General features: G+C 69.7%; 12 protein-coding genes. 9 read left to right on the top strand and 3 right to left on the bottom strand.

Annotated features, from left to right (window positions below; all coding sequences use genetic code 11):
• The first annotated feature begins 64 nt into the window (after nucleotides 1–64).
• Both KQY30_RS17450 and KQY30_RS17445 read left to right on the top strand, forming a co-directional pair.
• Nucleotides 65–2,221 carry an acyltransferase family protein gene (locus KQY30_RS17450; RefSeq protein ID WP_254407186.1) on the top strand — a complete coding sequence of 719 codons (2,157 nt, stop codon included), beginning with the start codon at nucleotides 65–67 and terminating at the stop codon, nucleotides 2,219–2,221.
• Between the two features lie 180 nt (nucleotides 2,222–2,401).
• Nucleotides 2,402–2,896, top strand: a complete 495-nt coding sequence (locus KQY30_RS17445) for a DUF6344 domain-containing protein (RefSeq protein ID WP_254407185.1) — start codon at nucleotides 2,402–2,404, stop codon at nucleotides 2,894–2,896.
• A gap of 38 nt (nucleotides 2,897–2,934) precedes the next feature.
• On the opposite strand, the gene KQY30_RS17440 is transcribed toward KQY30_RS17445, so the two are convergent.
• A complete protein-coding gene (locus KQY30_RS17440) occupies nucleotides 2,935–3,630 on the bottom strand; it encodes a DUF5324 family protein (RefSeq protein WP_217307628.1) in 696 nt (231 codons plus the stop codon).
• A 436-nt stretch (nucleotides 3,631–4,066) separates the two neighbouring features.
• Here KQY30_RS17440 and KQY30_RS17435 point away from each other — a divergent pair, with 436 nt between their 5' ends.
• A complete protein-coding gene (locus KQY30_RS17435) occupies nucleotides 4,067–4,594 on the top strand; it encodes a peptidylprolyl isomerase (protein ID WP_217307627.1) in 528 nt (175 codons plus the stop codon).
• A 185-nt stretch (nucleotides 4,595–4,779) separates the two neighbouring features.
• Nucleotides 4,780–5,709, top strand: a complete 930-nt coding sequence (locus KQY30_RS17430) for a rhomboid family intramembrane serine protease (RefSeq protein ID WP_217307626.1) — start codon at nucleotides 4,780–4,782, stop codon at nucleotides 5,707–5,709.
• A 362-nt stretch (nucleotides 5,710–6,071) separates the two neighbouring features.
• On the opposite strand, the gene crgA is transcribed toward KQY30_RS17430, so the two are convergent.
• Nucleotides 6,072–6,329, bottom strand: a complete 258-nt coding sequence (crgA, locus tag KQY30_RS17425) for a cell division protein CrgA (RefSeq protein ID WP_046507063.1) — start codon at nucleotides 6,327–6,329, stop codon at nucleotides 6,072–6,074.
• A gap of 137 nt (nucleotides 6,330–6,466) precedes the next feature.
• On the opposite strand from crgA, the gene KQY30_RS17420 reads away from it, so the two are divergent.
• The 5 genes from KQY30_RS17420 (at nucleotide 6,467) to KQY30_RS17400 (ending at nucleotide 10,491) form a co-directional block, all read left to right on the top strand.
• Nucleotides 6,467–7,234: a DUF881 domain-containing protein gene (locus tag KQY30_RS17420; RefSeq protein WP_217307625.1), complete on the top strand. Its 768-nt coding sequence runs from the start codon at nucleotides 6,467–6,469 to the stop codon at nucleotides 7,232–7,234.
• 147 nt (nucleotides 7,235–7,381) lie between these two features.
• Nucleotides 7,382–7,555 (top strand): hypothetical protein, encoded by a 174-nt coding sequence (locus KQY30_RS17415; RefSeq protein ID WP_046507056.1) that lies wholly within the window; start codon nucleotides 7,382–7,384, stop codon nucleotides 7,553–7,555.
• Entirely contained in the window at nucleotides 7,552–8,190 is a 639-nt protein-coding gene (locus KQY30_RS17410) for an aminodeoxychorismate/anthranilate synthase component II (RefSeq protein WP_217307624.1), read from the top strand. The genes KQY30_RS17415 and KQY30_RS17410 overlap by 4 nt, the downstream gene beginning before the upstream one ends.
• Nucleotides 8,187–9,608 (top strand): class E sortase, encoded by a 1,422-nt coding sequence (locus tag KQY30_RS17405; RefSeq protein WP_217307623.1) that lies wholly within the window; start codon nucleotides 8,187–8,189, stop codon nucleotides 9,606–9,608. Before KQY30_RS17410 ends, KQY30_RS17405 begins: the two co-directional genes overlap by 4 nt.
• Before the next feature lie 172 nt (nucleotides 9,609–9,780).
• Complete coding sequence (locus tag KQY30_RS17400; RefSeq protein WP_254407612.1) at nucleotides 9,781–10,491, top strand: class E sortase; 711 nt, start codon at nucleotides 9,781–9,783, stop codon at nucleotides 10,489–10,491.
• Between the two features lie 175 nt (nucleotides 10,492–10,666).
• On the opposite strand, the gene pknB is transcribed toward KQY30_RS17400, so the two are convergent.
• Nucleotides 10,667–12,685 carry a Stk1 family PASTA domain-containing Ser/Thr kinase gene (pknB, locus tag KQY30_RS17395; RefSeq protein ID WP_217307621.1) on the bottom strand — a complete coding sequence of 673 codons (2,019 nt, stop codon included), beginning with the start codon at nucleotides 12,683–12,685 and terminating at the stop codon, nucleotides 10,667–10,669.
• Nucleotides 12,686–12,775 lie beyond the last annotated feature (90 nt).

The raw sequence follows: 12,775 nt of genomic DNA, 5'->3' as shown, positions 1-12,775 counted from the left end.
ACTGTCTGGGCGAGTCGGCGGTCAGTGCACAGAGGATCCCATCGGCCCGACGCAAGGACATCGAGTGAAGACGCCATCCCGCGAGGGCCATGCCCCGCGGCCCTTGAGCACGGTCACACCGGACGCCGTGTCGACACCCGACGTCCACGCTCGCGAGGTTCGTACGCCGTCGCGCGACGGGCATGCGGTGCGGCTCGATGTGCAGGGGCTTCGTGCGCTGGCGGTGTCCCTCGTGGTCCTCTCGCACGCCGGGGTGAGAGGGTTCAGCGGTGGTTATGTCGGCGTCGATGTCTTTTTTGTGATATCGGGCTTTCTTATCACCCTGCTGCTGTTGCGTGAGTTGTCCGCCTCGGGCGGGATATCGATCCGGAAGTTCTACGCCCGCCGGGCGCTGCGTCTGCTTCCCGCGTCGACGCTCGTCGTCCTCACCACCCTCGCCGGCTCCTGGCTGTTCCTGTCGAAGGTCCGCTTCGAGGAGTACGCGGGTGACGCGCTGAGCAGCGCGCTGTACGCGGTGAACATCCGGCTGGCCGTCAACGGAACGGACTACCTCGCCGAGGGGAGTCCCCCGTCACCGTTCCAGCACTTCTGGTCGTTGGCCGTCGAGGAGCAGTTCTATCTGCTCTGGCCGCTGCTGCTCCTGGTGAGCTGGCGGCTGGCGCGCCGGCGCGGAAAGCTTCTGGCGGTGCCGCTCGCCGTGCTCTGCCTGGTTTCGTTCGGGCTGAGCGTCACGGCGACGGGCGGCTCGGCGTCATGGGCGTACTTCGGTTCGCACACCCGGTTCTGGGAACTGGGCGTCGGCGCGCTGCTCGCCCTGGCGGCCGGGCGGCTCGACCGACTGCCCGCCAGGGCTGCCGCGCCGATGACCTGGGCCGGTCTGGCCTGCGTACTGCTGTCGGCTGTCTGGTACGACAACGACACCCCCTTCCCCGGCGTCTACGCGCTCCTGCCGGTTCTCGGGACCGCGCTCGTACTCGCCGGCGGCTGCTCGCCCGCTCCGTACGACGCCCGGTGGCTGCTCGCCAGGCGGCCGGCGGTCTGGCTCGGCGGGCTGTCTTATAGCTGGTACTTGTGGCACTGGCCGCTGCTGGTCATCGGGCCCATGGCGCTGGGCAGGCCCGGCAGCGTCCGGCTGGCGCTGGTGTTCTCCGCGCTCGCCCTGCCGCTGGCCTGGGCGACCCTGCGGCTGGTGGAGAACCCCGTACGGTTCCACACGGTGTTCCGCGGCCGGACGGGCCGCGCGCTCGGGCTCGGGGCCGGTCTGTCGGCGGGCGCCGCGCTGATCGCCCTGACGGCCTCCCTCTTCCCGCCGGCGATCAGCTCGGGCAAGCCCGCGCCGGAGCTGAAGCGGGAGATCGCGACCGCGGCGGATCCGCTGCCGCGCCTGCGGCAGCTCCTGGACACGTCCGGTACGAGCCTGCCCAGCAATCTCTCACCGGCCCTGACCAAGATCAAGTCAACGAAGTCCGCGGTCTACCGGGACGGCTGCCATGTGGCGTACGTGGGCACGCAGACGCCCCCGTGCGTCTATGGAGATCCCTCCTCGGACACGGTCGTCGTGCTCTTCGGTGATTCCCACGCGGCCCAGTGGTTCCCGGCGCTCGACCAGCTCGCGCTGAAGCACCACTGGAAGCTGGTGTCGCTGACGAAGGCGTCCTGCAAAACGGCGGCGGTGACCACCGTCTATCAGGGTGGTCCGTACGCGTCCTGCGACACCTGGCGCGACAAGGCGATCACGAAGATCAACGCGCTCCGGCCCTCACTGGTGATCGTCTCGTCCTCGGACGCGGGTACCCCGGCCCGTCCGGCGGCCGACCCCGTGCGGCAGTGGACCGACGGGTTCCGCGAGACCTTCGGCGCGCTCGGGAAATCGGGCGCCCGGGTCGCCGTACTGCTCGACACCCCCTGGCCGAAGGCGGACGCGGTCGACTGCGCGGCGTCCTATCCGCTGCGGCTGGGGCGTTGTACGAACCGCCTGCCCCAGGCGGTCCATGACCCGGTGCGGAGGAAAGAGGTCAAGGACGCGGTGAAGTCGGCCGGTGTCTCGCTGATCGATCCCGAGCCCTGGCTGTGCAACCGCGCCGGCGACTGCCCCGTGCTCGTGGGGAACACGGTCGTCTACCGCGACGACAGCCATGTGTCGGAAGCGTATGCCGCGGCGATCGCACCCGTGCTGGGCGACCGGCTGACCGAACTCTTCGGCGCGAGGCTGAATCGCTGAATCGCTGAGGGGGCGCGGGCAGGGCGGGGGCGGGGCGGCGGGCGGTTGGACCGTACGAGTGGTGTTGATCCGAAGAAATACGCAGGGACGGCGTCGCTCCGCCGATTCTCAAGATGCGTACACATCATGAGGAAGGTATGTAGATCGCCCAACCCGAACCGAACCTGAAAGTGAGGGGTCATGGCCGCCCTCAAGGTCAAGAAATTGTGGACCGTCTTCATCACCGCGTTCTTCGCGGTACTCGCCTCCCTGGGGTTCTCGACCCCGGCCGCCGCTGCCGGTACGGCCGTACAGCAGCCGGCCGAGCAGCCCGTGCCCGCGCCGGCCGGGGAGCCCGCCGGTACGGCCGGGGCGGCGGCTGAGGCCGTACCCGTAGGGGCCGCGCCCGCACCAGCCACACCCGTAGGAGCCGCACCCGTGGGGGCCGCACCCGCAGGGGCCACACCGGTGCAGGGCGCACCCGTACGGACCACCGTGCCCAGAGCGGCCGGCGCTTCACGCGATCGGTCGCTGCCGCCGACGATCAGACAGCGCATCACCGCCGAGGCGCACGGTTCCTCCCCGTCGGTACGTCATCTCCCCGCGGGCACGCCGATCGAGACCTATGCCGCGAGCGCGACCGTTGCCGCCGCGGACGCGGCACTCGTCGGCGCCGGCGCGGCTTCGACGACGTGACACGCCGGACGGGTTCGGGGACGAGTTCAACAGAGCGTTCAGGGACGGTTCTTCCGCCGCTCCGCCTCCGCTTCCGCCTCGGCCTGCTTCGCCTTCGCCTGCACCTCGGGATCGAGCGGGTCCACCACATGGCTGCCACCGGCGTTGGTCATCGGCCCGCGCTCCGAGACCTCCGTAGCGGCCGGCGGCTCCACCAGCCAGTCCGGATTCGCCTGCTTGTCCCACCACTTCCACGCCGCGAAAGCCCCACCGGCCAGCACGCCGAGGACCGCCAGGCCCTTGGCGATACGTGCGGCCCTGGCCCGTCGCTCGTGCTTCCTGGCCAGTTTCCTGATCTCATCCGCCGTGACCTGTCCGCGCAGAGCGGCCAGGGCGGCCGCGGATCGCGCCGCTGCCTGTCCGGCCATCGGCTGCGCCACGGCCACCGCTTGTCCGACCTTCGGCACTGTGTAGTCCGCCGCCTGACGGGCGGCCTGGCGTGTGCGCTGAGCGGCTCGGTGAGCGGCGACATCGACCTTTGGGGGCACCCTGGGCGCCACATGGGCGCCGTACTGAGTACGAGCCTGCTGAGCGGCCTTCGTCATCGTCGGCGCGAGCCTCACCCGCGCTTCGTGGGCATATAGAGCGGCCTGCTCCTTGGCCGTACCGGCATAGGGGGCCACCGCTTCCGCGGCGTGCTGCACGCTCTCCCTCGCCGAACCGGTAGCGGCGCGCACGCTGTCCATGCGGGTCACAGGATCATCCTCCTCGGTGGCGTTCCGTATTTCGCCTGTCCACCCTTTTCGAGATCATGCCTGCCGGACTCGGTCTCGGCATGTGATGCGGGCATCCGGGTCATCGCTCCCGGGCTCATCGCTCCGGCTCATCGCTCCGGCTCATCGCTCCCGTGTTCATCGCTCCGGGGCATCGCCTCGGTCATGGCACCCGCGCACGGACGGCTTCACGGCCCTCCGGCGTTCCCGTGTGCCGCTGTGCCTCCGTACCGGCGTGACACCACCGCCGGGCGTCACTTCGCCATGCCCGCTGTGCCTTCCCTCCATCGTGCCCCCATACGGCCCCGAAATCGCCCCAAGACGGGCGCAAAGCCCTTTCAAGGGCAGTGGCCGGACATCATCCGCGCCGTCCGTGCGAGGATCGTGAGGGTCAGAGCAGACTTACGGAAGGCAGATCGTGGCCGAGCAGCTTTACGCCACCCTGAAGACCAACCAAGGCGACATCGAGATCCGGCTTCTGCCGAACCACGCGCCGAAGACGGTCAAGAACTTTGTCGAGCTCGCGCAGGGCGAGCGGGAGTGGACCCACCCCGAGACCGGCAAGAAGAGCAAGGACCGGCTGTACGACGGCACCATCTTCCACCGGGTGATCAGCGGGTTCATGATCCAGGGCGGGGACCCGCTGGGCAACGGCACCGGTGGCCCGGGCTACGAGTTCGAGGACGAGTTCCACCCGGACCTGGCCTTCGACAAGCCGTACCTGCTGGCCATGGCGAACGCCGGCCCGGGGACGAACGGCTCGCAGTTCTTCATCACCGTGGCGCCGACCGCCTGGCTGACCCGGAAGCACACCATCTTCGGCGAGGTCAGCACCGAGGCCGGCAAGAAGGTCGTGGACACCATCATCGGCACCCGCACCAACCCGCGCACCGACCGTCCGGTGCAGGACGTGGTGATCGAGTCGGTCGTCGTCGAGACGCGCTGACGCAGCGTACGGACCGCTCCCACCGAGGGTCACGGACAGCCGCCGGCGTCCGGACCGCTCGGGTTCCCGGGATCGCGGGAACCTCCCGCCCCGCCCGTCCGTAGTGGTTACATACCGGGCGGGCGGGGCAGTGCGCCGTGCACTGCCCGGTACCCGCCCGCCGTCACCAGGACCCGAGGGGACCGATGGACCACCCGCCAGGCGGCCATGGAGGCCAGGACCAGCCCGCCGTCAGTGAGGGCCTGCCCGACTGCTACCGGCATCCGGGGCGGGAGACGGGCATACGGTGCACGCGCTGCGAGCGCCCCATCTGCCCCGAGTGCATGGTCGACGCCGCGGTCGGCTTCCAGTGCCCGGAGTGCGTCCGGCAGGGCTCGGGTACGGGCACGGGGCGCGGGTCTGCCCCGCGTCAGGCCCGTACGCTCGCCGGCGGGACGATCGTGGCCGATCCCCGGCTGATCACCAAGATCCTGCTGGGCATCAATGCCGCGGTCTTCATCGCCGCGCTCGCGGTGGGCGACAGCCTGGTCAGTGATCTCGACCTGGTCGGCCGTGCCTTCGACCCGGCGGCGGGCGGGCTCGTCGGTGTCGCGGACGGCCAGTGGTACCGGCTGCTGACGGCGATGTTCCTGCACCAGGCGATCTGGCACTTCGGGTTCAACATGCTGGGCCTGTGGTGGCTCGGCGGGCCGCTGGAGGCGGCGCTCGGCCGCGGCCGCTTCCTGGCGCTCTATCTGCTCTCCGGACTCGCGGGGAACGCCTTCACGTATCTGATCGCCGCACCGAACCAGCCCTCGTTGGGCGCTTCCGGCGCCATCTTCGGACTGCTCGGCGCCACCGCCGTGCTGATGCGCCGGCTCAACTACGACATGCGGCCGGTCTTCGCCCTGCTGGCGCTGAATCTGCTCTTCACCTTCACCTGGTCCGGTATCGCCTGGGAGGCGCATGTCGGCGGGCTGGTGGCGGGCACGGTGATAGCCATCGGCATGGTGCACGCGCCCCGGGAGCGGCGGGCGCTGGTGCAGTACGGGACCTGCGCGCTGGTGCTGGCGGCGACGGTCGCGGTGGTGGTGGCGAGGACGGCAGCGCTGCCCGCGCTGCCCGCGGCGTTCTGAGCGGCCCGGGGGCCGCCCGTACCGTCGGCACTACTCGTCCGTGCACACGTCCGAGCTGACCGTCCGTACTGCACAGTTGTCCACAGCGTGTGCGGGATCTTGTGCATCCTGTGGAGAACGTGCGTGCCCCTTGTCGTCAATGCTGGGTTGACCAGCGGCGACAAGGGGCGGGCACGTCGTCCGAAGGGCGGACGTGGTCACACCGCCGCCAAGAACCCGTGGAGTTATCCACAGATCGTCAGACCTTTTCCCCTGCTGTGGACAAGGCTGTGGATAAGTGGGGACTCAGGGTGACGACGGGCTGGTGACGACGGCGACGACCGCGGCGGTACGGCTGCGGAGTCGCGGGGTTCGCGGGCCCGCTACTTCCACTGGGTGGAGACACCGAAGCCGGCGGCGATGAAGCCGAACCCGACCACGATGTTCCAGTTCCCGAAGCTGGACAGCGGGAGATCGCCCTCGGTCACATAGAAGACCACGATCCAGGCCAGTCCGATCAGGAACATGGCCAGCATGACCGGGGCCACCCAGCTCCGGTTGGTCAGCCTTATGGCGGTCGCCTGCTTCGCCGCCGGAGGCGGCGTGAAGTCGGCCTTCTTGCGGATACGTGACTTCGGCACGAGGGACTCTCCTGTCGATGCGCTGCGTGACCGCGCAGGTAACTGTTACGGGTGCCGGGGCGGAGAGCAGGGGGAACCGCCGCACCGGGCGTCCGTTAGCGTAGTGCTTCCGCGGCGCCTAAGGAGATAAGGGTACGTTGAGCAATTCAGCCGACTCTTCCCCAGGGCCGGTCCGGCGCCCCCCGCGGCGGCCCGTCCGGCTGCTCACGGCTGCCGTCTTCGCGCTCGCCGGGCTGATCTTCGTGACCAGTTTCAACACGGCCAAGGGCACCAACATCCGTACGGACGCCTCGCTGTTGAAGCTCTCCGACCTGATTCACGAGCGGGACCGCAAGAACGCCGAACTGGGTGACACCACCGCGGCGGTCCGCCGGGACATCGACGCGCTCGTCGGCCGCGACGACGGCTCCACCGAGGCCGAGAACGCCAGACTGAGCGCCCTGGAGAAGGCCGCGGGCACCAAGAGGCTCACCGGCCCCGCCCTCACCGTCACCCTCAACGACGCCCCGCCCAACGCGACGGCCAACCCCGGCTACCCCGAGCCCCAGCCCAATGACCTCGTCATCCACCAGCAGGATCTCCAGGCCGTCGTCAACGCCCTCTGGCAGGGCGGCGCCGAGGGCATCCGCGTCATGGACCAGCGGCTGATCTCCACCAGCGCGGTCCGGTGCGTGGGAAATACGCTGATCCTCCAGGGCCGCGTCTACTCACCGCCCTACAAGATCACCGCTGTCGGTGACCAGGACGCCCTCCGCAAGGCCCTCACCGACTCCCCGGCGATCCAGAACTACCAGCTCTATGTGAAGGCGTACGGCCTCGGCTGGAAGGTCGACGAGCACGGCGAGGAGACGCTTCCCGGCTACACGGGCACGGTCGATCTCCATTACGCGGAACCGGTCGGGTAGCCCGCGATCCGCGCCGGACCTCCCCCGGCCCCGCCCCGAACCTCCCCCGAACCTCAGTGCACCTGCCGGATGCGCCGCCCATGTGTCACCGCCGCCGTTTAGTCTGGTGCAGTAGCGCCTGGGGCGGTACCGAACGGAAGGGACAGCATGTACGGCTGGATCTGGCGTCATCTGCCGGGCAACGTGTGGCTTCGGGCGGCCATATCGCTCGTCCTGGCGCTCGCGGTCGTCTATGTGCTGTTCCAGTACGTCTTCCCCTGGGCGGAGCCGCTGCTGCCCTTCAACGACGTGACGGTCGACGGGGCGGGGGCGGCCGGATGAGCGCGCGGATCCTCGTCGTCGACAACTACGACAGCTTTGTCTTCAACCTCGTTCAGTACCTGTACCAGCTCGGTGCCGAGTGCGAGGTGCGGCGCAATGACGAGGTGGCCACCTCGCACGCGCAGGACGGCTTCGACGGAGTGCTGCTCTCGCCCGGCCCCGGCACCCCCGAACAGGCCGGTGTCTGTGTCGAGATGGTGCGGCACTGCGCGGCCACCGGGGTGCCGGTGTTCGGCGTCTGCCTCGGTATGCAGTCGATGGCCGTGGCGTACGGCGGAGTTGTCGACCGGGCGCCCGAACTGCTGCACGGCAAGACCTCGCTGGTCACCCATGAGGGCAAGGGCGTGTTCGAGGGGCTGCCTTCACCGTTCACCGCGACCCGATACCACTCGCTGGCGGCCGAGCCCACGGCGCTGCCGGCCGAGCTGGAGGTCACGGCGCGTACGGCGGACGGGATCATCATGGGCGTACGCCACCGCGAACTGCCCGTCGAGGGCGTGCAGTTCCACCCCGAGTCCGTCCTCACCGAACACGGTCATCTGATGCTGGCCAACTGGCTTGCGCGGTGCGGTGATCCGGGGGCGCCGGACCGGTCGGCGGATCTGGCGCCGGTGGTGGGCAAGGCGCTGGCGTGACCGCACTCCGCCCCGAACACGAGGCAGGCTACGGAGGCTCGTACGAGCAGGGAGCGTACGAGGCCTCCGGCGCGTTCGAGGCGGCCGCGGAGGGACCGGCGGAGCCCGCCGCCCCGCTGACCGACCCATTGCACGACCCGTTGAACGCGCCGCTGCCGGGGCAGCGGCGCGGGCACCGCCGGCACGCACGGCCGCCCGAGCAGGAGCCGCCGTTGTTCCAGCCGGGGGAGCAGACGCGGCAGGCCGCGGACCCGGAGTCCGAGTGGTCCGGTGACTACTACCGGCAGTACGCGGCGGAGCCCCCGGCCGGCCAGACCAATCCGTACTACACGGAAGGCCCGACGGTCCCGGCACCGGCGCCCGCGTCTTCTCCAGGACCCGCGCCTTCCCCTGCGCCCATGGCTCCGCCGCCGCCCGTGCCGTCCCCCGTGTCGTCCCCGGCTCCGATGGACGACCGTACGGTGGCTCTCCCCGTGGTCGAAGTGCCGCCCGATCCGGGGCCGGAGCAGCCGGAGTACGCGGCCGGGCCGTCCGAGCCGGCCCCTCGTACCGGCGGGCGCGCGGAGCGCCGTAAGGCAGCCGCCAAGGGCGGCCGGGGCCGCAGACGGGCCGAGCCCGCGAGATCGGCGTCCGGGGCGTCCGCGTCCGGCTCCGGGCCCGGCTCCGCATCCGCATCCGGTTCCGAGGGGGAGACACCCGCCCGGCCGCTCTCCCGGGTCGAGGCCCGCCGCGCGGCCCGCGCAGCCAAGGACAGCCTCGCGGTTGTCGCCAGCCGGGCCGTCGGTGAGTTGTTCATCACCTTCGGCGTGCTGATGCTGCTGTTCGTCACGTATCAGCTCTGGTGGACGAACGTACGAGCCGACCAGATCGCCGGCAACGAGACCAACAAGATCCAGCAGGGCTGGGCCAAGGGCCGGCAGCCCGGGGTCTTCGAGCCCGGCCAGGGCTTCGCCATCATGCACATCCCCAAGCTGGATGTCGTCGTCCCGATCGCGGAGGGCATCAGCAAGGCGAAGGTCCTGGACCGCGGCATGGTCGGCCACTACGCGGAAGGCAGCCTCAAGACGGCGATGCCCTCCGACAAGCAGGGCAACTTCGCGGTGGCCGGCCACCGCAACACCCACGGCGAACCGTTCCGCTATATCAACCAGCTCACGCCCGGCGACAAGATCGTCGTCGAGACGCAGGACGCGTACTACACGTACGACATGACGAGCATCCTGCCGCAGACCTCGCCGTCGAATGTGAGCGTGATCGGTCCGGTGCCGCCGGGCTCCGGGTTCACGGGGCCGGGACGCTACATCACGCTGACGACCTGCACGCCCGAATTCACCAGTACCTATCGCATGATCGTGTGGGGCAAAATGGTGGAAGAACGGCCACGCGGTGAAGGCAAGCCCGACGCTCTCGTCGGCTAGGGTCTTTCGTTTGGATCGATCGGACTCACGACAGGGCCGGCGGACCGGCGAAGACGAACGGGGACGGGGCGCTGTGTCAGCGAGCACCGAGAACGACCGAGAGACGGGCACGCCGTCGCCGGACCGCACGGCGGCCGACTCTTCCGAGGCTTCCGCGACCGCGCGCGCGCCGATAGCCCGGCCCGCCCCACGACGCCGCTTTCGCAGTCCCCTCGCGGCCGTGGTCAGCGTCTGCGGCGAGCTGCTCATCACCGCGGGCGTCATACTCGGCCTCTTCGTCGTCTACTCGCTGTGGTGGACGAACGTGCTGGCCGACCGGGAGGCCGCCAAGCAGGGCGACGACGTACGCGACCACTGGGCGCAGGAAGGCACCAAGGGCGGCAAGCCTCCGGTGTACGACTCCGAGGACGGCATCGGCTTCCTCCATGTCCCGGCGATGGGCGGCGGGGAGATCCTCGTCAAGAAGGGCACGGGCACCTCGCTGCTGAACGACGGTGTGGCGGGCTACTACACCGAGCCGGTCAAGTCGGCGCTGCCCTGGGACCCGAAGGGCAACTTCACGCTGGCGGCGCACCGGGACGGCCACGGCGCCCGGTTCCACAACATCCACAAGATCAAGACCGGTGATCCGGTGGTCTTCGAGACCCGCGACACCTGGTTCGTCTACAAGGTCTACAAGGAACTCCCGAGGACCTCGAAGTACAACGTGGATGTGCTCAAGCCGGTCCCCAAGGAGTCCGGGAAGACCAAGCCGGGCCGCTATCTGACCCTGACGACCTGTACGCCGATCTACACCTCGGACTACCGCTACATCGTCTGGGCCGAACTGGTCCGCACGGACAAGGTCGACAAGAACCGCACGCCACCGCCGGAGCTGCGCTAGCGCCGGGAGGGGCGCCCCCACCCGCCAGGCGGCGCTCAGGACGGCTCAGAAGACGGCTCAGGACGGCTCAAGCCGCTCAGCCTCAGGACGGCCTCAGGACGCTCAGGACAACGGAAAGCCCCGGCACCCTCTGTGGGTGCCGGGGCTTTCGTACGGGCCGCTGTGGCCGGTACCGCTAGTTTTCCTTGCGGGCGCTGGTGCCGGACGGGCCGCCGAAGAACCCTCCGCCGCCGTTGTCGCCACCACCGTTGTTGCCCTGGCCGCCGCCCGCGGCGAACACGGTGACGGTGTCGCCCTTGTTCACCATGCTGCCCGGCCCCGGCTGGGTGGTCAGGACCCTGGAGTTGGGGTCGTTGGACGAGTTGGGCGCGGGGGCCACATTGAGGCCGAGGGCGCCCAGGATCTGCTGGACCTCTTGGAGCGACTTGTTGCCACCCGCGATGTCACCGGGGATCTGGACCTGCTGTTGCTGCGGGCCCTTGGAGACGTCCAGCGTGACGGTCGTGCCCTTGTCCGCCTTGGTGTTCTCATCCGGGTTCTGCTTGACGACCGTGCCCGCGGGCTGCTCCGAGTCCACGTCGTTCCGCTCGACGACAAAGCCGAGACCTTCGAGCTGGGCCTTCGCCGCGTCGAATTGGGCGCCGACCACCGGAGCCACCGTGACCTGGCCCGTCTTCGCGATCTTCAGCGTGATCGTCGCGCCCTTCTCCGCCTGCGAGCCGCCCTCCGGGTCCTGCTCAAGCACCGTGCCCGGGTCCTCGTCCGATTCGACCTGCTCGGTCTTCACCTCGAAGCCCTCGTCCTCCAGTATGGACGTCGCGTTGTCCACGTCCTTCTGGGTGACGTCCGGGACCTTGACCTGCGGCGCGCCCTCCGAGACGACGACCTGGACCGTCTCGCCCTGGTCCATCTTGCCGCTCGCCGGGTTCTGGCTGCAGATGGAGCCCTTGGGCACCTCGCACCGCTCGGAACCGGACTGGGCGACCTTCACGCTCGCGTTGCTCGCCAGCGTCTCGGCCTCCGCGAGCGTCTTGCCGACGAGCTGCGGGACGGTCACCTGGCTGGTGCCGCCGTCACCGCTGAAGAAGGACCGTCCGATCAGTATCGCGCCGATCAGGACCAGGACGCCCGCGGCCACCAGCAGTATCGTCGAGGTGTTCGATTTCTTCTGGCGGCGCCGGTCCGGGCGGTCGTCGTATCCGCCGTAGCCGCCCTCGTCCGGGTTCATCGGCGGCAGCATCGTCGTCTGGCCGGCCGGGTCGTTCTGGCGCAGCGCGGTGGTCTGCTGGGCGTCATGGCCGCCGTACCCGCCGCCGTACCCGACCGCGCCCATGGCGGCCGTGGCCGCGACGGGCTGGCCGTCGAGGCAGGCCTCGATGTCGGCGCGCATCTCGTCGGCGGACTGGTAGCGGTAGTCCGGGTCCTTGACGAGGGCCTTCAGTACGATCGCGTCCATCTCGGGCGTGATCTCGGGGTCGAAGACGCTGGGCGTCTGCGGCTCTTCCCGTACGTGCTGGTAGGCGACCGCGACCGGGGAGTCCCCGATGAAGGGCGGCCGGACCGTGAGCAGTTCGTAGAGCAGGCAGCCGGTGGAGTAGAGGTCCGAGCGCGCGTCGACCTGCTCGCCCTTGGCCTGCTCCGGCGAGAGGTACTGGGCGGTGCCGATGACCGCGGAGGTCTGCGTCATCGTCATACCGGAGTCGCCCATCGCACGGGCGATGCCGAAGTCCATGACCTTGACCTGGCCGGTACGCGTCAGCATCACGTTGGCGGGCTTGATGTCCCGGTGGACGATGCCGTTGCGGTGCGAGTACTCCAGCGCCTGGAGGATGCCGATGGTCATCTCCAGCGTGCGCTCGGGCAGCAGTCTTCGCCCCGAGTGCAGCAGCTCGCGCAAGGTCGAACCGTCGACGTACTCCATCACGATGTACGGGATGGAGACCCCGTCCACATAGTCCTCGCCGGTGTCGTAGACCGCGACGATCGCCGGGTGGTTGAGCGAGGCGGCCGACTGGGCCTCTCGGCGGAACCGGGCCTGGAAGGACGGGTCGCGGGCGAGATCGGCCCGCAGCGTCTTCACGGCGACGGTGCGGCCGAGCCGGGTGTCGTGCGCGAGGTAGACCTCCGCCATGCCACCACGGCCGAGCACCGAGCCCAGCTCGTACCGGCCGCCGAGGCGACGCGGCTCTTCCATAACTGTTCCAGCCCTCTCCGTCAGTCCCGACCGCACCGGTGTGTGGTCCGGCGGTGTGCTGTTCGCGCCTACGCTACCGGGCACGCCGTA

This window comes from Streptomyces sp. GMY02, assembly GCF_019056675.1.
Lineage (GTDB): Bacteria > Actinomycetota > Actinomycetes > Streptomycetales > Streptomycetaceae > Streptomyces > Streptomyces odonnellii.
Note: the sequence above shows the minus strand (reverse complement) of the source record. Positions and strands in the feature narration are given on the sequence as shown.

Coding starts and splice junctions, on each gene's coding strand:
- KQY30_RS17445 (WP_254407185.1), top strand. CDS start 2,402: ATGGCCGCCCTCAAGGTCAAGAAATTGTGGACCGTCTTCATCACCGCG.
- pknB (WP_217307621.1), bottom strand. CDS start 12,685: ATGGAAGAGCCGCGTCGCCTCGGCGGCCGGTACGAGCTGGGCTCGGTG.
- KQY30_RS17430 (WP_217307626.1), top strand. CDS start 4,780: ATGGACCACCCGCCAGGCGGCCATGGAGGCCAGGACCAGCCCGCCGTC.
- KQY30_RS17415 (WP_046507056.1), top strand. CDS start 7,382: ATGTACGGCTGGATCTGGCGTCATCTGCCGGGCAACGTGTGGCTTCGG.
- KQY30_RS17410 (WP_217307624.1), top strand. CDS start 7,552: ATGAGCGCGCGGATCCTCGTCGTCGACAACTACGACAGCTTTGTCTTC.